Annotated in this window: 16 protein-coding genes; 6 read left to right on the top strand and 10 right to left on the bottom strand. The window is 38.1% G+C overall.

Going from position 1 to position 22,920, the window contains the following annotated elements; translation table 11 throughout:
- Nucleotides 1-154: 154 nt before the first annotated feature.
- Nucleotides 155-1,402 carry an ABC transporter permease gene (locus G6053_RS00750; protein WP_165305222.1) on the bottom strand — a complete coding sequence of 416 codons (1,248 nt, stop codon included), beginning with the start codon at nucleotides 1,400-1,402 and terminating at the stop codon, nucleotides 155-157.
- 164 nt (nucleotides 1,403-1,566) lie between these two features.
- On the bottom strand, nucleotides 1,567-1,992 hold the full coding sequence (locus tag G6053_RS00745) for a DUF2147 domain-containing protein (RefSeq protein ID WP_108635335.1): 426 nt from the start codon (nucleotides 1,990-1,992) through the stop codon (nucleotides 1,567-1,569).
- A 412-nt stretch (nucleotides 1,993-2,404) separates the two neighbouring features.
- On the opposite strand from G6053_RS00745, the gene G6053_RS00740 reads away from it, so the two are divergent.
- Entirely contained in the window at nucleotides 2,405-2,746 is a 342-nt protein-coding gene (locus G6053_RS00740) for a phage holin family protein (protein WP_104384643.1), read from the top strand.
- Between the two features lie 193 nt (nucleotides 2,747-2,939).
- On the top strand, nucleotides 2,940-4,835 hold the full coding sequence (locus G6053_RS00735) for a heavy metal translocating P-type ATPase (protein ID WP_165305221.1): 1,896 nt from the start codon (nucleotides 2,940-2,942) through the stop codon (nucleotides 4,833-4,835).
- A 95-nt stretch (nucleotides 4,836-4,930) separates the two neighbouring features.
- Here G6053_RS00735 and pgi read toward each other — a convergent pair whose 3' ends face one another.
- Nucleotides 4,931-6,580 carry a glucose-6-phosphate isomerase gene (gene pgi, locus G6053_RS00730; RefSeq protein WP_165305220.1) on the bottom strand — a complete coding sequence of 550 codons (1,650 nt, stop codon included), beginning with the start codon at nucleotides 6,578-6,580 and terminating at the stop codon, nucleotides 4,931-4,933.
- Between the two features lie 206 nt (nucleotides 6,581-6,786).
- Between pgi and prfB the strand changes: the two genes are divergently transcribed.
- The 4 genes from prfB (at nucleotide 6,787) to G6053_RS00710 (ending at nucleotide 12,642) form a co-directional block, all read left to right on the top strand.
- A protein-coding gene (gene prfB / locus G6053_RS00725) for a peptide chain release factor 2 (protein WP_108635337.1) occupies nucleotides 6,787-7,870 on the top strand; the annotation gives its coding sequence in 2 pieces (ribosomal slippage) (nucleotides 6,787-6,846 and nucleotides 6,848-7,870; 1,083 coding nt in all).
- A 411-nt stretch (nucleotides 7,871-8,281) separates the two neighbouring features.
- Entirely contained in the window at nucleotides 8,282-9,727 is a 1,446-nt protein-coding gene (locus G6053_RS00720; RefSeq protein ID WP_206531846.1) for a glycosyltransferase, read from the top strand.
- A 39-nt stretch (nucleotides 9,728-9,766) separates the two neighbouring features.
- Nucleotides 9,767-11,068 carry a nucleotide sugar dehydrogenase gene (locus tag G6053_RS00715; protein WP_165305219.1) on the top strand — a complete coding sequence of 434 codons (1,302 nt, stop codon included), beginning with the start codon at nucleotides 9,767-9,769 and terminating at the stop codon, nucleotides 11,066-11,068.
- Nucleotides 11,069-11,697: 629 nt separating this feature from the next.
- The gene (locus tag G6053_RS00710; RefSeq protein ID WP_165305218.1) at nucleotides 11,698-12,642 is read left to right on the top strand and encodes a methyltransferase domain-containing protein; all 945 of its coding nucleotides are present in this window, start codon (nucleotides 11,698-11,700) and stop codon (nucleotides 12,640-12,642) included.
- Between the two features lie 514 nt (nucleotides 12,643-13,156).
- Here the strand turns inward: G6053_RS00710 and G6053_RS00705 are convergent.
- The 7 genes from G6053_RS00705 to G6053_RS00675 all read right to left on the bottom strand — a co-directional run bounded on the left by G6053_RS00705 (nucleotide 13,157) and on the right by G6053_RS00675 (nucleotide 22,483).
- The gene (locus G6053_RS00705) at nucleotides 13,157-14,584 is read right to left on the bottom strand and encodes an NAD(P)/FAD-dependent oxidoreductase (RefSeq protein WP_346774516.1); all 1,428 of its coding nucleotides are present in this window, start codon (nucleotides 14,582-14,584) and stop codon (nucleotides 13,157-13,159) included.
- A gap of 97 nt (nucleotides 14,585-14,681) precedes the next feature.
- On the bottom strand, nucleotides 14,682-16,148 hold the full coding sequence (locus G6053_RS00700; protein WP_165305217.1) for a transglutaminase domain-containing protein: 1,467 nt from the start codon (nucleotides 16,146-16,148) through the stop codon (nucleotides 14,682-14,684).
- 366 nt (nucleotides 16,149-16,514) lie between these two features.
- The gene (locus tag G6053_RS00695) at nucleotides 16,515-18,887 is read right to left on the bottom strand and encodes an outer membrane beta-barrel family protein (RefSeq protein ID WP_165305216.1); all 2,373 of its coding nucleotides are present in this window, start codon (nucleotides 18,885-18,887) and stop codon (nucleotides 16,515-16,517) included.
- Nucleotides 18,884-20,590 carry an O-antigen ligase family protein gene (locus tag G6053_RS00690; protein ID WP_070562436.1) on the bottom strand — a complete coding sequence of 569 codons (1,707 nt, stop codon included), beginning with the start codon at nucleotides 20,588-20,590 and terminating at the stop codon, nucleotides 18,884-18,886. The genes G6053_RS00695 and G6053_RS00690 overlap by 4 nt, the downstream gene beginning before the upstream one ends.
- Complete coding sequence (locus G6053_RS00685) at nucleotides 20,587-21,501, bottom strand: HTTM domain-containing protein (RefSeq protein ID WP_165305215.1); 915 nt, start codon at nucleotides 21,499-21,501, stop codon at nucleotides 20,587-20,589. The genes G6053_RS00690 and G6053_RS00685 overlap by 4 nt, the downstream gene beginning before the upstream one ends.
- 17 nt (nucleotides 21,502-21,518) lie before the next feature.
- A complete protein-coding gene (locus tag G6053_RS00680; protein WP_070562441.1) occupies nucleotides 21,519-22,142 on the bottom strand; it encodes a hypothetical protein in 624 nt (207 codons plus the stop codon).
- Between the two features lie 47 nt (nucleotides 22,143-22,189).
- Entirely contained in the window at nucleotides 22,190-22,483 is a 294-nt protein-coding gene (locus G6053_RS00675; protein ID WP_165305214.1) for a hypothetical protein, read from the bottom strand.
- Between the last annotated feature and the right edge of the window lie 437 nt (nucleotides 22,484-22,920).

The raw sequence follows: 22,920 nt of genomic DNA, 5'->3' as shown, positions 1-22,920 counted from the left end.
TGCGTTCCGCAGTGATTTCTTTCCTTTTGCAACGAATAATGAAACGATCATGAAGGAGATAACAGACAAACTGCATTGGATTGCCGGCAGCATGACTTTGGAGCAATTAACGGAGCGATACAGGTCAACAACTGTTATTCAATGCAGATTCGGTTTATTCGTAACGCAGGGCATCCACCGGATCTAATTTTGAAGCTTTTGATGCCGGATAATAACCGGATAGCATCCCCACAAGACCACATACTGCAAATCCGAGAATAATAGCTGCCCAAGGGATAATAAAGGATGTCCCCAGTTGAAGGGCCAACAAATTACCAATCAGGATGCCGATAAATATACCCGCGACACCGCCCATCATACAGATGACAATGGCTTCCATCAAAAACTGCTTGCGTATCACACTGGGCGTAGCACCTATTGCCTTCCGGATACCGATCTCCCTTGTCCGTTCGGTAACCGACACCAGCATGATATTCATCAGTCCGATGGATGCACCAACAAGAGTGATAAAGGCAATCACGACTGCCCCTAAGGTCACCATCGCCATATTCTGCATCAGCATTTGTGCTACTGCATCGGATTTGGTAATCTCAAAATCATTGGACTGTCTTGCAGATAGTCCGCGAATATTCCGAAATACAATGGAAGCCTCACCGATCGCTGCTTCCAAACGCATTGGATCATTGGAGGATACCGTGATCACATAGGATGGCTCTACGACCTGCATGACCGATCTTGCTTTCACCAGGGGAATAAAGCAGGCTCTATCACCACCCATACCTGCAGAGGAACCTTTGCTTTTTAACACTCCGATTACCTGGTATCGGATATTATTGACCGTAATAAATTGTCCGATCGGGTCAATGATTTCGCCAAAGAGCATTTTACTGACCTCACTACCGATGATAATCACCGCCCCACCGGTCTCTACATCCCGGACGGAGAAATTACGCCCTTCACTGACGATGTAACCCGAGGTCTGAAGATAATTTTCATCGGTACCAATAAGGCCAATATTAGGGTTTGTCTTTTTCGATTGAAATTTTGCGGTCGAATTCCAGGTTACATTGGCACTGATGGATGTCGTCGCATTAAAATGAAAATTCTGTTTGAACCTTGCCGCTTGGGCATAGGTAATATTGGCAAATACCTTAGAACGTGTACCTCCCGTACCGATCTGCACATTGATCCCCCTATTCCGTATATTGAATGAATTGGACCCCATGGAAGAAAAGGAATCCGTTAAGGAGTTTTTCATGGCATCAATAGATGTCAATACACCGATCAGGGCCATCATCCCTATCGCTATGATCAATGCCGTTAAAAATGTCCGCAACTTGTTGCCTACAATGGATTGCAGTGCAAGTTTTACGTTTTCAACATAAGACATTTTTACGGACATACGGCAATTTTTATTATTTGCAGATGAAAATACTGTTATTCCTCCACAAAACCAAAAGGCAATTTATTTCATTAGAATAAATTGCCTTTTTTATACCAGATCAACGCCAACAAGAAGATGGCCATTAACTTGGTAAGATCTTACTTTAAACTATAACACAACGATTAATTGATCCTTTTCCAGGTCTCCGTCCGGCCGAGCAAACTAACCCCTACATAACCACGTATGTCGAGTTTGTCCCCTTTTAAAGTCATTTTACAACTATAGGTTTTCCCTGTTTTGGGATCATAGATCTTCCCATCTTCATAGGTATTTCCATCTTTTTCAAAATTGGTCAAGATCTCCAATCCCTGAACTGCCCGGCCCTGAAGCGCCTTGTCTGGGTTTTTAATATCTTTCTTGGGCTGTCCGGCTTCATTATTTGGAAATTTAAGCCAATAAAGCTTACCAAAAAATTTGTCCCCTTTTTTATAAATCTCCACACGGCCCTCGCCGCTTGGGTTTTCCCACTTTCCGATAATCGGATCTGTTTGCGCAAACAATGTTACTGTAACAAGCAACATGATGAATGACATCATAATTTTCTTCATTGGTCTATATTTTTATGAATTTATTTTACCATTTTTTTTGCCTATCTCTCAAATCGCCTAGCTCCAAAAGATTCTAGAGAAAAAAATAAAACCGTCTAACCAATTCCAATGGAGTCCAGCGAATTAAAGCGTGTGGACTTATAAGTTAAATATACAAAATATTTACTATGCTTGCATATATTTATTTTCCATATTCCTACTGATTTAAATAGATAAATGAGTTGTTTCCTGTTTGCTCCAATATCGGCAGATAAAAGAGAGACTCGATTTTCCATATATAAAGCCAGTCGGGGGTTCGAAGGTTGTTTGGTATGAGAAAAAGGCGAAGAAAGGGACCGAAACTTTGGCATTGCGTTTGCACGATAGTTATTATATTATTACTTTATTCACTGTTTATAAATTAGCATATATTATGAAATTTATTATTAGTCTTCTACTTACCGGCGTAGTCGTCGCAGTTGCTTGTTGGATTGTTCCAGGTGCACATGTCGCAGGATTCGGCTGGGCTATTGTCGCGGGGTTGGTCATCGGATTTGTCAATGCAACCGTAGGTTCAATTTTGAGATTGTTCACTTTTCCATTAAACTGGCTTACGCTTGGGCTGGTTTCCTTTATTATCACCGTTTTAATGGTATTACTTTCAGACTCGCTCCTTGGATCCAAATTTGATGTGGATGGATTTTGGACAGCAGCATTGTTCGCCATCGTCGTTGCCGTATTGGAAATGATCATCGGAAGCACTTCAAAAGACTAAAATTATATAATTATATATAAAAAAGGCTGTTTTCCGATTGCGGGAGGCAGCCTTTTTCGATATCAGTGGGAATGATGATCTCCCGACGGAAAGGCTATTTCTAAAGCTGTTTATGCGCTATTTTAATTTCCCTACCCTCGCTTTTTAAGCTTAAAATAGCTAAATTTAAATTATTTAACAGATCCTCCGATATATGTGCGAACACAACCACGAGCATAGCCATACAGAAAAAGAGACTCCCTGGTGGATATCACAACGCAAACTTCTTATTGCACTTATCCTATTGATCACACTGCTGATCCTCAAATATGCCTTCAAGATCACGCTTCCTTTTTATGCTTCTTTATTTTTAAATGGTACGGCATATCTACTAGCAGGTACACCTGTTCTGCAAATGGCTTTGCGAAAGGCCAAACGCGGTGATTTCTTCAATGAATTCTTTTTGATGAGTGTTGCAACCTTAGGGGCTTTTGCCATCCAGGAATTTGAAGAAGGGGTTGCCGTCATGGTCTTTTACCAGATCGGCGAATGGTTTCAGGATACAGCTGTAGATAACGCCAAAAAATCCATAAAATCGCTTTTGGACATCCGTCCGGATAAAGTCACGGTCTTGCGTGATGGAAAACAACTGGATGTAGATCCCAAAACCGTCAATATCGGTGAAGTGATTGTTGTTAAAGCGGGTGAAAAAGTTGCACTGGACGGGAAACTGCTGAATGAACGGGCGGCATTCAATACTGCGGCGCTCACCGGAGAAAGCAAGCCCGACACGAAATATAAGAGCGATGCCGTCTTTGCGGGTATGATCAATTTAGAATCAGTTTGTGAAATCAGCGTAAACAGTCTGTTCAAGGACAGCAAGCTGAGCAAGATATTAGCAATGGTGCAGGATGCTACGGCACGCAAATCCAAAACACAGCTATTTATCTCCAAGTTTGCAAAGATCTATGTCCCTATTATCTTCGCGCTTGCTGTTCTTGTCCTTATCGTCCCGTTATTTATTGTCAGTGACTATAGCTTTAGAGAATGGTTTTATCGTAGTCTGGTATTTCTTGTGATCAGCTGTCCCTGTGCCCTGGTTGTCTCGATCCCATTAGGTTACTTCGGCGGAATAGGCCTAGCTTCCAGAAACGGGATTTTGTTCAAAGGCGGTAATTTCCTAGATGCCATCACTGCGGTCGATACCATTGTCATGGATAAAACGGGTACTCTGACCGAGGGTGTTTTTGAAGTCAAAGAGGTCATTGCTGTCAATGGACAGTTGGCGGAACTATTAGATTATGCCAAAGCCATTGAGTCCAATTCGACCCATCCAATTGCAAAAGCGATCGCGCGCTACCATCCGGGAGATCCGACTTTTATTACCAAAGGAATCATGGAAGTAGCCGGCCATGGACTCAAAGCGACGATCAACGATAAGCTTGTCCTTGCCGGCAACAGCAAACTGCTGGACAAGTTTGGCGTCTCCTATCCAGAAGAAATAAAGCTAATTGTCCATTCCATCGTACTGATTGCAATAGACAAGCAATATGCAGGCTACATTACGGTTGCAGACCGAAATAAACCGGACGCTAAAGCGGTAATTTCGGCCATGCGGGCACAAGGCCTATACACGGTCATGCTGTCCGGTGATAAGAAAGCGGTAGTGGATGAGGTGGCAAGGGAACTGGGGATAGATAAGGCTTACGGCGACCTGCTGCCAGAGGATAAAGTAAGTCAGGTCCAAAGATTGATCGACGAAGGACGAAATGTGGCTTTCGCGGGCGATGGTGTCAATGATGCTCCTGTGGTTGCTTTGGCCCAAGTAGGCATCGCAATGGGCGGATTAGGTGCAGATGCGACTATCGAAACGGCTGATGTGGTGATACAGAATGATGAACCCCATAAAATTTTGTCTGCCATCAAAATCGGTAAGATCACCCGTAATATTGTCTGGCAGAACGTCATCCTGGCAATGGGTATCAAAATTATTGTGCTGATTCTCGGGGCCGGCGGGGTTGCCACTCTCTGGGAAGCTGTGATCGCTGACGTTGGCGTGGCGCTATTGGCGATTTTAAATGCCATCCGGATTCAGCATAAAACGGTATAATACAGTCCAGAAAGAGCCGTTTTAAAAAAATAAAACCTGTAAAACACATTCGGCCAAACTTGCTGAAGATCAGCCGAATGTACGATAAGGACGTATTAATCGCGCCAGGATTTATAGGCATTGATCAATCCATTGGTGGAAGAATCGTGACTTGTGATCGGATTATCGTCGCTCAGCTCCGGTAGGATCTTATTGGCAAGCTGTTTACCAAGTTCAACACCCCATTGGTCAAAACTGTAGACGTTCCAAATTACCCCCTGTACAAATATCTTGTGTTCGTACAGCGCGATAAGTCTGCCCAATGTCCGTGGAGTCATTTTTTTCAATAAAATGGAGTTTGTTGGCCGATTGCCCTCAAATACTTTATAGGCTTTTAACTCTTCGATCTCAGCATTGGATTTACCTGCTTTTTGGAATTCAGCAACAACCTCTTCCTCGGTTTTACCATTCATCAGGGCCTCTGTCTGTGCAAAGAAATTAGACAATAAAAGTTGATGGTGGTTGCCGATCGGGTTAAGGCTATTTGCTGGCGCAATAAAATCACATGGAATCAATTTCGTCCCCTGATGAATCAACTGGTAAAAAGCATGTTGACCGTTTGTTCCGGGTTCACCCCAAATGATCGGCCCGGTCTGGTAGTCGACGCGTTCACCATTGCGGTCAATGTATTTTCCGTTGCTCTCCATATCTCCCTGTTGAAAATATGCTGCAAAGCGATGCAGGTATTGATCGTAAGGAAGGATGGCATGGCTTTCAGCCTCAAAAAAATTATTATACCATATACCGAGCAAAGCCAATATTACCGGAATATTTTCCTCAAAGAGGCTGGTTCTGAAATGCTCATCAGCTTCATAGGCACCTTTTAAGAGTTCCTCGAAATTATCAAATCCGATCGCCAGGCTGATGGAAAGCCCAATGGCAGACCATAGTGAATAACGTCCACCAACCCAATCCCAAAATACAAACATATTTTGCGGATCTATACCAAAAGCCGTTACAGCCTCCGTGTTGGTACTCAATGCCGCAAAATGTTTGGCGACATCTTTCTGTCCGGCTCCCCTACTCAGAAACCAATCTTTTGCCGTATGTGCATTGGCCATTGTCTCCTGGGTAGTGAATGTTTTGGATGCAATCAGAAACAAGGTTGTCTCCGGATCTACTTCTTTTAAAGTTTCGGCAATATGTGTTCCGTCTACATTGGACACAAAATGCACGTTCAGCCTGGTTTTATATGCCTTTAAAGCCTCGGTCACCATCACCGGTCCCAAATCAGAACCGCCGATACCGATATTGACAACATCGGTAATCACTTTTCCGGTGTAACCCTTCCATTCACCGGAAAGAATCTTCTCTGTAAAAGCTTTTACCTGCACCAATACATTTCTAACCGCAGGCATCACGTCCTTGCCATCCACAAAGACAGGCTGATCGGACTGATTCCGCAAGGCCGTATGCAAGACGGGTCTATTTTCGGTCACATTGATCCGCTCGCCGGCAAACATCGCCGCTATCGCTTCGGACAGATGACACTCTTTGGCCAGCTGGATCAACAATGCGATGGTCTCTTCGTTGACACGATTTTTGGAATAATCTAAAAGAATATCCTCAAAGAGAATCGAAAATTTCTCAAATCGCTGTGGATCTGCCGCAAAAAGCTCGCGTAAGTCCTGCTTATTGATATCGATATAATGATCTACCAAATATTGGTAGGCTTTGGTCGTTGTAAAATTAATTTTTGGAAACATACTGTTTTTATTTGAAATTATTTGCTTTAAGCCGGCATAAGAACCTTCCATATTTTTTATTACACTTCGTGTAGCTCTCTAAACAAAGGTTTATGTGCCTGCGCTATCAAAACTAAAAAAAAAAGGTGAGATACAAACCGACGGTTTCCGATCGTCCCTATTTTTTATTTTTTATTTTTTGATTTTGAATATCTACATTAGCGGGTATGACAAAAGAACAAATTCAAGACTTGAGGGATCGTGTTACTTCCCTAAGGAGGCATCTTTGACATTGATGTCCGTAAAAATGAAATAGAAAGAGACCAGGCCATAACCCTGGAAGCAAACTTCTGGGACGATTCCAAAGCTGCAGAGAAAATACTCCAGGCCATTAAAAATCAGAAGGTATGGACAGATCATTTTGATGAAGTAGCTTCGGCAGTTGAAGACACCTATGTCATGTATGAGTTTTTTCAATCCGGGGACGCAACAGATAAAGAACTGGATGATCAGTATAAACTTGCACTGGAAAAGGTTGAAGAGCTGGAGTTCAAAAATATGCTCAGCGCCGAGGAGGATCAATTGGATGCTATCCTACAGATCACAGCGGGCGCCGGAGGTACCGAAAGTTGCGACTGGGCGGCTATGCTAATGCGCATGTATATTATGTGGGGTGAGAAAAACGGGTATAAAGTGACCGAGCAGGACTCCCAGGAAGGCGATGTCGCGGGGATCAAAAGTGTCACCCTTCAATTATCCGGAGCATTTGCTTATGGTTACCTGAAAGGTGAAAATGGGGTCCACCGACTAGTCCGCATCTCGCCTTTTGACTCCAACGCCAAACGACACACCTCATTTGCATCGGTGTATGTCTACCCATTGATTGATGACAATATAGAAATAGACGTTAAAGATTCGGAAATCGAATGGGACACTTTCCGTTCGGGAGGTGCCGGTGGCCAGAATGTGAACAAAGTGGAGACAGCTGTCCGGCTACACCATAAACCCACGGGCATCATTATCAAAAATCAGGAGACGAGATCACAATTGCAGAATAAGGAAAATGCGCTGCGCTTATTGAAATCGCAACTGTACGAGATTGAAATGCGCAAACGGCAAGAAGCCTCTGCTGCAATCGAAGGAAACAAAAAGAAAATCGAATGGGGATCCCAAATTCGTAATTATGTCTTGCATCCTTATAAATTAATCAAGGATTTACGGACAAATTACGAAACATCAAATACCCAAGCGGTACTGGATGGAGACTTAAACGATTTCCTGAAAAATTATTTAATGGAATTTGGCGGTTAATCTACCATAAAAAAACTACAAAATTGAAGACGCTCCATTGACGAGCGTCTTTTTTTGTCACGGCAATCACTGCCTCCTTTCATACACAGTCTGTCACTGTAACTGTCAATTACGCTTTAAAAAAATCTTAAAAACGTTAAAAAACCTTAAATGTCGACTGTTTGCATAGGGTAGCAAATTATTGATTAAACAGACAAGCAGTCAAACGTAAACAATTAAAAAACAATGATTTACAACAAACAAAAGTGTATCAAGAACGTTACAAATCGTAGATTTCTTCAATTTTTGGCACAAAATAAAGGCATGTATTTTGCGTTTATGCATTCGTAATATTTTCATTACAAACGACACTATACTTGGGGTCAACAAAGAAAATAAAAAGAAGAATGTATATCTAAAAATAGAACGGTTATGAATTACATGAAAGAAAACTCAATCGTATCAAAGCAGATGACCCAACAATGGAAACCTGCCGTGTACGACGTCAATGAAGAACAGCAACAATCTGAGACAACAGCAAACAAAGTCGAGGAAAGCAATTTTGGAACGAAAGAATACGTTATTTTTGGAGCGACTTTTTTCGTGCTATTTGCATCAGTCTTTGGTGTATATATGCTTCAGCCAGATTTTGATGCATTACGTTTTCAACGTTTAGACAGTATCGGCGGAATATTTTTAATTGGCTTGGGAATATTTTTAGCCGTTGTCGCCCTAAGTTTTTTAATCTTTTTGATTGTACTTCACCGTAAATACAAACCCATTGCGTCTGTTTCGGATGAAGAACTGCCGACCTGTACAATTATTGTTCCGGCTTATAATGAAGGACAACTGGTATACGATACGCTCCATAGTTTGGCAAGCAGCGACTATCCGGAGAAAAAACTTCAGATCATCGCTATTGACGACGGAAGTAAGGACAATACTTTTGCCTGGATACAACGTGCGAAGATGGAATTGGGTGATCGTATTGAAATTTATCAACAACCCAAAAACATGGGTAAGCGCCATGCGTTGTACCGTGGATTTAAATTGGGGACAGGCGAGGTCTTTATTACAGTAGATAGTGACTCTGTGGTCAATAAAGACACCATTCGCAATATGGCCAGTCCATTTGTGACCAACCCGGAATGTGGGGCAGTAGCAGGTAATGTGCGTGTACTGAATAATAAAAAGGCAATCATCCCTCGTATGTTAAATGTGAGTTTTGTCTTCAGTTTTGAGTTTGTCCGTTCGGCTCAAAGTATGCTAGGAACAGTAATGTGTACTCCTGGAGCATTATCCGGGTACCGCAGAGAAGCTGTTATGCACTGCTTGGAGGATTGGGTCAACCAAACTTTTATGGGACAACCTTCTGATATTGGAGAAGATCGCGCCATGACAAATATGATATTGAAACAGGGATATCATGTATTGTTCCAATCGAATGCTTACGTATACACCGATACGCCTGTACGTTATAAAAATTTATATAAGATGTTTATCCGTTGGGAAAGAAGTAATGTGCGTGAAAATATTATGATGAGCCAGTTTGCCTTTAAGAATTTCCGTAAAGGGCCGAAATGGGGTGCACGTATCCTATTGATCATGCAATGGAAAAAAGTACTGCTTTCTTATCCAATGATGTTATTAATGCTTTGGACCGTATTTCATTATCCATTGATGTTTTTGAGCTCAACCTTAGTCGGAATCCTTATATTTTCAAGTATTCAGGCTTATTTCTTTGCATCCAAAAATTCAGACGCAAAAGAAGCTTTCTGGGCTTATAGTTACAGTATATTTTACGCTTTCAGCTTATTTTGGATCACACCTTATGCCATTGCTACGGCTGGGCGTAAAGGTTGGTTGACAAGAGGCTAGTTTCGACGGAAAGAACGTATCTTTACTTTAAATATAAATATGACAGATTTTCAGATTAAAAAAATTGCCATTATTGGTCAGGGTTATGTGGGATTGCCTTTAGCGATAGCTTTCTCTGAATTCTTTCCGGTGATTGGCTTCGATATAAATAAAACGCGTATTGACGAACTTAAAGCTGGTATAGACCGTACACTTGAAGCAGATGGTGATGAGCTATTGCATGCACGGAATCTATATACCGCATCGGAACAGCGCAGGGGCTACGACGCAAGTTCAACCGTTCATGATATCGCAGATGCCAATGTGTATATCGTCACAGTCCCGACACCGATAGATCGTTATAATTCGCCCGACTTATCACCGCTCTTGGCTGCATCTAAAATGATTGGAGAGCTGCTAAAATCGGGGGATTTAGTTATCTATGAATCCACGGTCTATCCGGGATGTACCGAAGAAGAATGTATCCCCGTTTTGGAAAAAAATTCGGGGTTGAAATTTAATCAAGACTTCTTTGTTGGCTACTCTCCAGAGCGTATAAACCCTGGCGATAAGGTCAATTCATTGCAAAAAGTGATGAAAGTAACTTCCGGAAGTACTGCCGAAGCGGGACTTGTGGTTGATGGGCTCTATAAAAAAATTATTCATGCCGGTACTCATCTAGCTCCTTCCATCAAGGTAGCAGAAGCAGCCAAAGTGATTGAAAACGCGCAGCGGGATGTCAATATTTCTTTTATGAATGAATTGGCCCTGATCTTTGACCGCGTTGGTATAGATACACAGGATGTGCTCGATGCTGCCGGAACAAAGTATAATTTTCTTCGGTTCAAACCGGGATTAGTTGGGGGACATTGCATTTCAGTAGATCCTTATTACTTAGCGCAAAAGGCGACCCAGCTGGGTTACCATCCGCATGTGATCTTGTCTGGCCGCGAGGTTAATGATCAAGTAGCTTCTTTTATTGCGTCCAAGGTCGTCAAACTGATGATACAGAAAAACATCAAATTTGACGGAGCCAAAGCATTGGTATTGGGGGTAACGTTTAAGGAAAACTGTCCAGATATCCGTAATAGCAAAGTTATTGACATGATCCACGACCTTAAAGAGTTTGGTCTTGAGGTCGATATCTATGACCCTTGGGTGAATACAGATGAATTAAGGAAGCATTTTGGTTTAGAATTACTAGAAACTCTTCCGCAGTCAGGAAATTACGACAGCATCATTCTAGCTGTGGGGCATCGGGAGTTTTTACACCTGGATCTCAAGAATTTAAAAAAGGATCCTTCTGTCGTATTTGACATCAAGGGAATTCTTGACCGAAAATTGGTAGATGCCCGCTTGTAGTCTCATTTATTTGATACTATTTTTAGGTAGCATTCTTTTAAAACCTTTAGTTTCCACCTCCAAATATGGTGAAAACTGAAGGTTTTTTCCATATTTGGAGGCAATGTGATCATTTGATTAAAAAAACCATCATCAAATCTTTTGCTTTTAATATTGACTTAACACCACAATTATAAATCTGACCTCATTAAATTAAGCGCTATTTTGGCACCAATTGCGGTACCTATGAAACAGTTAAGCGACACCGAGCTATTCACTAGCATTCAAACGGATGATTGTTATACTTTTCCTGAAGTAATCAATCGCTATTCAGAGATCTTTTTCTGCTTTATCCAGCGCCGGGTTTGTTGTGATTCTATTCTATCTAAAAAATGGGCTCAAATGGCGAGAATTGATCAACAAATTATCCAATAATTATCCAGATAAACAGAGATCTAACCAAGTATACATCTAAAAATACAACCCTATATATCCATGATTATCAATTCTATATCATTTTTTTTGTTTATGTGTAGCGTTTACCAATAATTATCCGTAGTATTAATAAACCAAAAACAAGTTTAAGGCCAGGAGAGAAATGCGCCTTTGTCTGATCAATATCAGGTGATGTAACTACTATAAACTAAATCATGGAAAATAATTTGCGAAAATCAGATCAATTCAATGACCACAGCTACGGCCTCCATGCCAATTGGTACAATACCCTCTATCCAGAAAAAGAACAAAAAATTAAGGTAATCAAATCCTTAAATAGCTACAATGGAAGTATCAACCATTGGTTACAGAACCTTTTTTTCAATTGTCTGAATCCTTTTACCAAGAATAAAAATGCGAAATGGCTTACCCTTGGTGATGCTTATGGACATGACGCGCGATATCTGCTTGACCAGAATATTCAGGATGTAACCGCAAGTGATCTGGATGACAGTTTCCTGAAAGTTTCCCATGAAGAAGAATTTATCAAGGATTTCTCCGCCCAAAACGCTGAATCATTAACGTTGGAAGATGAGAGCGTGGATTATATACTCTGTAAGGAAAGCTACCATCATTTTCCACGTCCTTACGCCGCGCTCTACGAAATGATCCGGGTAGCCAGAAAAGCTATTATAATTATTGAGCCACAGGATCCGATATCAAAAATGCCTTCCCTATTGTATTTGGCCAATTTACTGGGAAGAATCAACGACAGGACGATCAATAAGATCTGGAAAAATAGGTTCTCCTATGAAAAGGTGGGAAATTTTGTCTACAAGGTTTCAGAACGGGAATTTGAAAAATTTGCCGCTGGCCTCAACCTTCCTATGATTGCAATAAAAAAAATCAACCCAAACTTTTGGTTTCCGGGCAGTGAACATATCAAAGCTGATAGAAAGGAAAAGGTTTTCAGGCGTATTCTTTTCAGAAAGAAAATACGTGATCTTTTTTCCAATTGGGGGGTATTGCCGAGCCAGACACTTTCCATTGCCGTCTTTAAGAATATGCCCGATGATTCCCTAAAGAAATCCCTTATCGAAGAAGGATACAGATTGGTCGAGATCCCGAAAAATCCACATATCCAAAAGTCATCGTACTAATCCCACAGTGAAAGCAGGTATGAAAAATTATTCGATTACTTTTATTGTCCTTGATCTTTGTTTCCGCGAGTTCATGTAAAAAGGAGAAGATCATTTGCGGGCAATTGGACATGTTGGTAAAGACCAAAATTAACTATCTGGGCGTAGACAGAAAGGATCTTCTTTTCGGAGGAATTCAATCTGAGTTATTTTCCGCAGTTTAAATGAAGTAGAACAAGTGCGACAGTATTGTTCTCGACGAGATTAGACTATTTTAATCGCATAAAAAAAGCGACTCTTTTGAAGTCGCTTTTGTAGCCCGTAGGGGAATTGAACCCTAATTGCATTAATCTATTTATCAGTAATTTACAAACCTTCCATTTCCCTACTCATCGAATAACTCACTGATTTGACATACGTTTTAGCTGCAAGCGCTTATAGTACTAAGATATAGAAAAATGTATAAATTTTCTATATCTATCATCCAATTATTATTAAAATACGACCTAAATACATGATAAAATGTGTATGAAGCTTATTCAAACCCTAAATGATCCTGTAAAGCACATATGGCCGCATGAAATCCGCACATACCATGTACTCCGCCGCCTGGAGGTGTCGAAGATGAACATATATAGACATTCTTTAAAGATGTACGGTAAGGTTTGGAGCCCAGAACGGGTCTCGCAACCAGCTGACGTAAATCCATAATTCCTCCATTGATATCTCCTCCAACATAATTAGGATTATATTCTTCAAGTTCTTTCGGTCGCATAATATGGCGGGCTAAAATTGTATCTTTAAATCCTGGCGCGAACCGTTCAATTTGGTTCTCAATTTCTTCGCTATAATCTATTTCGGATCCATGAGGCACATGACAATAGGCCCATCCAATATGTCGATCGGCTGGTGCCCTAGTTTTATCAAATGTGCTTTGTTGGGAAAATAAGACGAATGGTTTTTCGATTTTTTTCCCTCGAAAAGTATTATATTCATTCGCAACAATCTCTTCGAATGTATTTCCTAAATGTACAGTTGCAGAATGATTGCAACTATTGTCTTTAAAAGGAGTCTTCTCAGACAGGGCCCAATCCATTTTAAATATTCCCATTCCGTACCTGAAATTTTTTAAGCGTGATTGATAGCCTATTGAAAAATTTAATCCTTTTATCCGCAATATTTGCCGTGGTGTCAAATCTAAAAATAATAGTTTATGATTTGGAAGGTCGTTTACATCTTCAATCCAAATATCGGTCTGTATTTCCCCGCCTAGATGTTTAAAGTAATTTACCATAGCATCAGCAATGGATTTAGATCCACCTACGGGAATCGGCCATCCTGATTTACTAGCAATGGCAGACAAAATAATTGCGATTGCAGACGTTCCAAAGTTTGATAAAGGTTGAATACTATGAGCAGCAAGACCGGCCCACAAAGCTTTAGTGCGCAAATTCGAAAATCTCTTTGCGGTCCACGTTGCAGGCTGAATCGCATCTAGGCCGAATCCCGAGTATTTTAGAAAATTAGATCGAAAAGTTAATGGAGCTAAAATCGCTTCTGCGTAATCTTCCCAATGATCTATAATTTTCTCAACCAATCGACCAAAATTTTGTCCATCTTTTCCCTCTAAACAATCTATGGTTTTTTTCAGATCATCATAAAGTGTTACTGTAGGATTATTATCCATTGGATGGGACAAAGGATACGTTGCATGGGTAAATTCTAGACCATAATCCATCAATGGTAGGGATTTAAAAAATGGCGATGCAATAGCCATTGGATGTATTGCTGAACAAACGTCATGTTTGAATCCATTCAATGTAAGTTCCTTGGTACGCAAACCACCACCTATTGAATCTGAACCTTCAATAATTAGCGTTGATAATCCGCTTCGCTGGAGTGTAATACCTGCCGCAAGACCATTTGGTCCAGAACCTACAACAATGGCATCATATTTTCCCAAATCTATTATAAATTATTAAATGAAAATTTTTAGGCAACGTAAGAATAACCCTAGTATGCTACCTACGACCTTTTAAACCTAATCTACAATTATGTGATCAAACCCATTTTATTTTATCTTTATACAGAATGAATGGGCGTTCTTTTTCTGTTGGTTCCTTTTCGCATAGCAGATACATTGTACCGGTTGGAATATTATCAAATATAAGACTGCCGCTTGGGCCTACAAGTTTTTTATCTCCTAGAACCCATTTCTTATCCCAAAAATATAATTTATATTCCTTCCCTGGGATCGGTGGGGAATTTATTTTTCCATTCGCTATCCGAGTACATTCTTCTACCTCCCAACCATTTTTCAATACATCCATTTGATCAGCCTCTGGGGACTGCGTTCTATCAAGTGTAATACTTATTCTTCGTGCAAAATTAGCGTATAGAAAAATAGAATGCCCAGACTCATCTAAAAACAATGGAAATTCGTTGGTGTTATCTTTGTTTTCTTGATACGTGGAGACATAATATAACAAGTTTCTATTCATCTTTGAAAAGATATAACTCTTACTTCTTTCCACTGCCATCACCGGAACAAACTTTCCGTTATTATAATTACTTATGTATAGTAAATTTGGGTTTCCTTTTATCCTGTTTAATGGCAAAATAATATCGGATACTTTAAAATATTGATCTGTCACATCGATCATCCGGGAATTTACAGTCATCGGTAAAAAGTTTCTTTGATTATCAAATTTATAATACGAAGTCCCTTTTTGTACCGAATATGTTCGCCTATATATTTTCCCCGGTAGTTTATACGTAGATTTTATACTATCATCTCCCATTTTAAAAAGATAGAAAGGCTCATACCCTCCAATATTAGCTTCAGCCCCAAGAAATGGTATACTTGAGCTGTCCGAAGTTATTAAAGCATTCCAAACGTGTCCTCCCGGAGTATTGCCCCAAGCTGGTGTAAAATCAATAGCGACAGGTATTCCTAACGCCCTAAAAACGTACCCCGCATAATTTGCCATTGTAACGCAGGAACCAGATTTATTATCTAGGATCTTATTTATGGTTAATGTATCTTCATAAGTATTCTTTAAATCGAATTTAAACCCGATTTTAAGTTTGTTATTAATAGAATTACAACTGTCTATCAAAGTCCTAATTGAGTTAATTCCATCAATCTTCCGTCTCTTTTGAATATTCCAAATATAGCTCCTCCAATCATGTATAGGTGAATCGTTTAGTCTATAAGGCAATACAAATTCTTTAAAAACACTTTCCGAAATAATTCTTTGATCTAAAAGATCTTTCGATGATTGATAGGCTAGCTTAATATTCTTGAGAATGATTTCCTCAGAAACGTTCCCACTATCTTTTTTTACGTCACCGTTCTCCGACAAATGAAATAATCCTGACATATTTGTATCGATGAACGTATAATAGCTTTCCAGTCGTCTATCGCCTTGGATTTCTTTTGGAATATTAGACTTTGTTGAGGTAACGCTGCTTGTACAGCTTACAAAGATAAATTGTAATAACCAGAGTATATAATTTCTTAACATCTTCACAAACCTTAATTATTAATTTTTGTTCTTTTTACATCTACCCTATTCCTAAAGAGCATTATACAACGAAGCTGGCATTCTACTAGTTCCTTATTATTATGAAACAGCTCGATTGTATCACCCTTAACCAGTTTCATGTTTTTTTTGCTCTCAGGTGGTAATATAAATTTATGTGAATTCTTAACGATAAATAAATTCTTTGTCGAAAAGTTCTCCAGCTTTACTTTAGCCTTTGAATTTAAAGAGGAAACCTCGAACTTTTCAGACGACGCCAGTTGTGTATGCCCTGAACTATATATTCTACAGGAATATAAACAGCTTGTCAAAAAAGCCGATATTAAAATTAGTTTAAGTTTTCTCATTCTATTTCTGTTTTAATCTGTTAATTGCATCTTCGCTTTCCGACTCTTTTCTTTCTGCGGTCTTTATTTTTTGCATACCTAAATTCCAAGAAACACTAAGCCTGAAAAATCTTGTATCATTATATTTACGCGTTCTATAAATAAGGCTATTATAAAGTACTGATGTCCTATCTATTTCATTTCTAAAAAGGTCACTAAATGTACCGGTTATAGTTATTCCAGGTTTAGTGAATTTTTTCTGTAAGGCTAAACTTGTATTATTGTAGCTTTCACTTTTAAAATAACCGTCACTCATTGAGCTGTAGTAAGTCTGGGCAATTTGAAAAACCCAACCATTTTTTATAATGAAAGAGTTCGTAATCCGACAATCGAAAAGAGGGGACGACGATTTTCTTTTCACATTTCTATAATCCCCATAAGCATAAGTAATGTTGCCTGTCCCGAGCAATCGCCACCATTTTTTAGGAGATAAGTTTAAATTTACATTTCCATAATATATATAGGCAGTAAAATTGTCAAACTGCTGATAAAGGTTCCCATTTTCATTAGCTAAAATTATTGTACTAATAAAGTTTTTCAAATATTGGCCCCCAACAGAAGCCGATAATACTCCATTATTTGTCCATGAAACATCTATTGTATGGTTATTTTGAGGTTTGATGTTTTGGTTACCTTTAAAATTCACTGCAGAATTATCCGTAAATCTTTCAAAGGGGTTTAATTGATAATAATCAGGCCGAGTAAAAGTATTTTTATAACTCAAGTTCCAAACATTTTTTTCATTCAAATCCCATTGAATCAATAATGATGGTAGAATATTAAACCAGTTTATCTTTGTTTGAAGATTCTTTAATCGCTCGTTAGACTGTATACGGTTATTTTCCAACTTTATCCCCACGCGATAATAAAACTTATTTAATTCAGCTTCCCATTCCGAATATAGTGTATATGTACGTTCAGTATATTTAAACGAAGACTTTGAAAGATCGGCAACAAAAGCAGAATTTCGGTTTAATTCAGTAGTTTTACTCTCATTAGTTAAACTATTATAAAATAATCTAACACCGGTTATCATATTTCCACCCAATATTTTTTTTGAATATGTGGTATTTGCCACGAAGGTATTAAGCCCATTAGGAAGGGAATCTTGATATAAACTTTCCTTCGCCTTATTATCTGAAATAACCGTATTTATAGATCGACTATTTAAAAGTTTATTTCTATTCCGACCGTATTCCAATTGAATTTTTAAGCTTTGATTCGTTGTATCCCAAGATAGGTCATATGTTCCCTGAACGAAGAATGATCTATTCTTTCCATTTCCCATGGATTTAAAAATAAAAATGGAGTCTCCAGCAAGTAACCTATCGGCAGAGGGATCTCCGTTGTCCGAATTAATAGCCAGCCCATTCTTGTTGAACTTCAATTCAGAGTAGAGTGTAAGCTTATTATTTTTATTTATATCATATCCAAGATTCAAATAATATTTTTGTCCTTTTGTTTTATTGTCAGAATTCTGCATTACATCCCATATCATATCATCCTTATACTGGGTAGTAATATCGGATTTTTCATATTTTTTCCCATCTTCGAAATTAGATCCTATCTGGCCGGAAAATAAATACTTTTTAAAATCCACTCGTGCGGAAGCAATATTGCTAAAATATCTTGCCTTGATTAAACTGTTGCCAACTGTAGCCCTATAGCCGTCCGTTTTAAGCTTTTTTGACTTTACATTGATCACAGTTGCAACATCGGATGGGAAAGTACTATTGGGATTTGCAATAACTTCGATCCTATCTACATCATTTGATGGGGTCGATCTTAAATATTCCATGAGCTCTGAACCTCCCATATAAACTCTTCTTCCATCAATATACACAGTAGCCACCTGAGTTCTCACAGTTAGCATGCCGGATTCTGTTGTTTGAACAGTCGGCACCTGCTTTAACATTTCCCATAAGTTACTTGAATTCATCATTGGGTTATTCTCAGGATCTATTATAATACTTCCCTTTTTTATTTGCATAAATCTTTTCGTCCCAACAATACTAACCGTATCAATATTGATATTTATTTTGGACAATTTCATCTCAATACTCTGTTCAGGCTGGCTTGCTAAAACGATTGTATCAGTATTATTAAAACCTACAGAAATTGCAGAAAGTAAATATTTCCCAGATTTCGGTAAGAAGATCTCAGCATTTCCTGTTTCATCACTCTTTATTTCATGCGTGAAATGTTCTCCTTTAATTCGTATAGTAATATTTTGCAATTTTTTGCTGTCCTTATCTGTGGTATAAATATTTAGACGGGTCTGAGCAACACCTGAGAATGTTAAGCATAGAGCTAAAAGCAAAAACTTTATTTTCATTTTAAAGGTTTTCTTTGTAACATATTTTGAACTTCAATTGCAGCACTTTTTATCTCCCGTACGACCCGTGATTCTACTTTAATCGGCTGTTGGGTTATTTCCATCGCCGTACGTAAGCAATCCTGGTTCATCCCATTATTTTTATAAATATTCATCAAACGGTATTTTGGGTAAAATAAATTCGGTATTAAAACAGAGGCATATTTGTAATATCTTATAGCAAGTGAATGATCCCCAAGTTTTTCATAACTTTCTCCCAAATACATGAAAATGGTATGGTTGCTAGAGTACAGGCTGGCTTCTTTTAATACGCCGATAGCTTCTGTGTATTGGGAATTTTTCATCAGATATTTACCATAGTCGATTAATACCACGGGATCATTTGATAGTTTTTTAGCGATATCCTTATATGCATTTGAAATATCCGCATTAGAACTCTGTACACTTGCACTCTTCGTTTTTATTACATGCCATCGCAGAATGTTGTTATACCGGCTCAATATTCCCGCTATGATGAAGATTGAAATTCCAGATACTAATAAAAAAACGAGTGGTTTAGGTAATGTTATGGATCTAACCTGTTCATTCTTTAATGAGCCTAACTCTGAAAGACTAAAAATAAAAATGCATACAATAACCAATGTTTCAGAGGGATAAGAAAAAGTTCCCAGTATTGTCAACGAAATTATGGAATAAACAAAAACCAAATTATTTTTATCCGAATTTCTGCATAGGTTAAATATCTTAACAGTAATAATCGATAAAAGTACAAAACCGAATATTCCACCCTGAAGCAGAAAATCTAATATTTCATTATAATTTACGTTGATATAGGAAGCCAGATATTTCTCGGTAGCAATATTATGTTGGGAAAAGTACTCTGCCTGATACTGATTATATACTCTTTCAAAATTACCAAACCCGATCCCAGTGATAAAGTTCTGTTTAAGCAATTCTATTTCCCTGCAAATAACAAACCACCGACCATTAGTGGAATCCTTTTTTGAGAGTAATAAAGTAACCAATATAAAACATAAGCATCCTATACCAAATAAAAAAGCCGGCAAATTCTTTTTCCTAAAGCATATCGTCCATAAGCTTTTGTATTCAATGCACAATGCTACTATTGAAGTAATTAGAATCGATAAAATAGCGGTTCTTGAAAATGAATGAAAAAAAACTAAATACAAGATCAAGAAAATAGATAAGGCGATTGGAATAGTGATGATTGACCAACCCTTACTTCTTACCCGGGTAACAAGTGTCCAATATAAAAAGGGTAAAATAGCTGCAAAAAAATTTGCTAGAACAGCTCTATTTCCAAAGCTTCCAACCATTGTGCCTCCTTCTACAACTTGTAATAGTGCAACAAAGGCCTCGTATATCCCTAAAAGTGCAAATACCACAATAAGATTTTTTTTTCGACCTTCATTCCCACATATAAATAATCTTAGAATTATATAAAAAGTAGAAATAGCTAGAATTCTGAAATAATCCGCAATGACAAAGCTGACAGCTGAAAGAAAATACTTATTTAAGATATAAAAGGCTAAAAATATGAAAACATAAATATCAATTTTGTAAAACGTATATTGCTGAGCATGCTTGATGCCTCCTTTAAATAGTCCTTTACCTCCGATAGCCAATATTAAGAAAATGCTAATAATTGGAAAAAGATAATCATAAGAAAAGATTGGATTCATTTTTTACTTTTGTCAGAACTCAAATTTAAGAACGCAGTTAAATTTAAAATGATCATTAAGATTGAGAAAAAATACAGTCCTAAACTTAGTAATATACCAACATGCATTAGACTTATTAGCACTAGTACATAGCCTCGCCAAGATTTTTTCCATATAAATACTGGGTAAAATAGTTCCAGAATGACTACAAACCATCCGGCTAGTATTGCTGTGATTGGAAACGAAGCCATAAATCCATAGTCTATCTTGATCAGACCTGTAAAACCAGGTAGATGCACGGATTTCCAGAATGATTCTCCATTTCTCCAGTCTTCTCCAATAATTTTTTCTATACCTCCGGCAAAGTAAACTATGCACATATGGATCTGTAAAATTCTTCTGTATGGACTGGGGTTGACGAACGCCTTATCCTTATAAATAGTTGCTTTATCAATTCCCTTTCCATGACCAAGAGGAAAAATTGCACAATAAAATAGGCTAATTGTGGTAAAATAATCAACACCGTAGCTAAATATTGGAGAACCTTTGACAATAATTAAATGTAAAATGACTAATCCTATGGCAGATAGTCTGGTTCGAAAACCAATTGCCAATGTAATACAGAAAATAATATAAAGAGAAATAAAGACAGTCAATAATGACTTCTCTGGCGCAGAAGTAATTTCACCGAGAAATCGCAGAACCTCATTTATGTTAGGTATAAACCAAGGCTTTTGGATTCTCATCGCGTCCTGGGAGATGATATCGTTCGTTATATAAAGTCTCTCAAAGTCTTTTAAACATGCTAGAAAATGGAATAGACTAAAGAAACCTATGCCAAGCCTGTAAACAAAAAAGAAATTTTCATCCTCGCCGCGGTATTTAAAAAATGACGATCTAATTTTGTCAAAATATACTGATATTTTATGCATACATTCTAAAACTCTTTTTAGTTAATATCGAAGGCTACTAAACTAATTAATACAGGCTTTCTATTTCCGGCAATATAGTCGTTCAAATTAGGGTATTTATATAAGTATAAAGTAACGGTCCCGTTAGATTTATCTGCGACAGACGATTGATCATAGATATTCTGACCAATTTTCTTCAGTACAATATCCAAATAACGTGTATAAAGAGTTTTCTCATTTGCTTTTTCAAGTGCTTTCATTCTTTCCTGAAAGTCGGATACCAGAGTCTCATATCTATTTCTAGCTTCTTGTGTAGATAAGTTGGGAGTATACTGCCGTGATATAATTTCTCCCGTTCTATTTTTTATTGCACATTCTATAATATAGCTGCTAGCTACATTTGGTGCAAAAAAGCCGTATCCGGCATCAATTCCTGCTATTATAGCGTAAGGAGTTATTCCGGGAGTATTTAAAAAACTTCTTACAGTTTTCTGAATTAAATCCGGTTCTAAGGAATCTTCCTTAGATACAGTCCTTTCATGAAAGTATTCTTTGGCAGTTGAATACCCTCCAAGGAATGTAGAGAATACTACGATGGTAAAATGAAATATTGTAAACAAAAAAAATAGGTTTTTTCTATTGTTAATCAGTTTTTCTTTCATTCTTATTGTGAATATCCTTCCCCCATACGGAGGAAGGAAATGATCAATTATTCATGGCTTTTAATGAACTCATCAAGAGACACATTGTCTGTATTCAAAGTTGCAAACGATGCAACCACTGTTTCAGACGATACTGTTGAGGTTTCTGCACTTTTAGTTATTGTTCCTTTTTTTGCAACAAATCCAGCTTCCGCATATAAAGTATTTTTGCCCTGCACGGCTTCATAACTCACTCTTTGAACTGCGGCTAGATCTTCAGAGTTGGAAAGAGTTGCAGGCCTAAATGCTACCAATCCTAGCGGTAAAGCGAAAAGGCCAATCATAAAAAATTTTGTTTTCATTTAATTTAAATTTAATTTATAAAATATTGGATTAATACAGCAAGCATCTTAATACCTTGCATATCACTAATATAAAATTTTATACCTTTTTAACCATAAGAAAAACAAAATACTACACAATAGTGTAGGGGTGTATTAAACTAGATTATTTACCACATATAGCAAAATATAATTAATATTACAGAAAATATATATCACTGAGCAGCAATACTGCATCTCAACCAAAAAAAATCGTAAGAAAAAAAATTAAACCTATAAAGTACGACACAATGTGTAAACCTATAATAAAACGATACATCTGAGCAAGCAGAAGTTGGGCAGAGCCCTACTTTTCTTGCCCTATGCTCTGCAAATGGGGGTTAGCGTATCCTCCGGGGATACTCTCTTCGCTTAATAATAGCATTAAGCCTCTTTTTAGTATACTGTCCAGTATACTA

Origin of the sequence: Sphingobacterium sp. DR205, from assembly GCF_011064245.1 — a bacterium.
Taxonomy (GTDB): domain Bacteria; phylum Bacteroidota; class Bacteroidia; order Sphingobacteriales; family Sphingobacteriaceae; genus Sphingobacterium; species Sphingobacterium athyrii.
The sequence above is the reverse complement of the archived record's forward strand: the minus strand, read 5'-3'. Positions and strand labels throughout refer to the sequence as shown.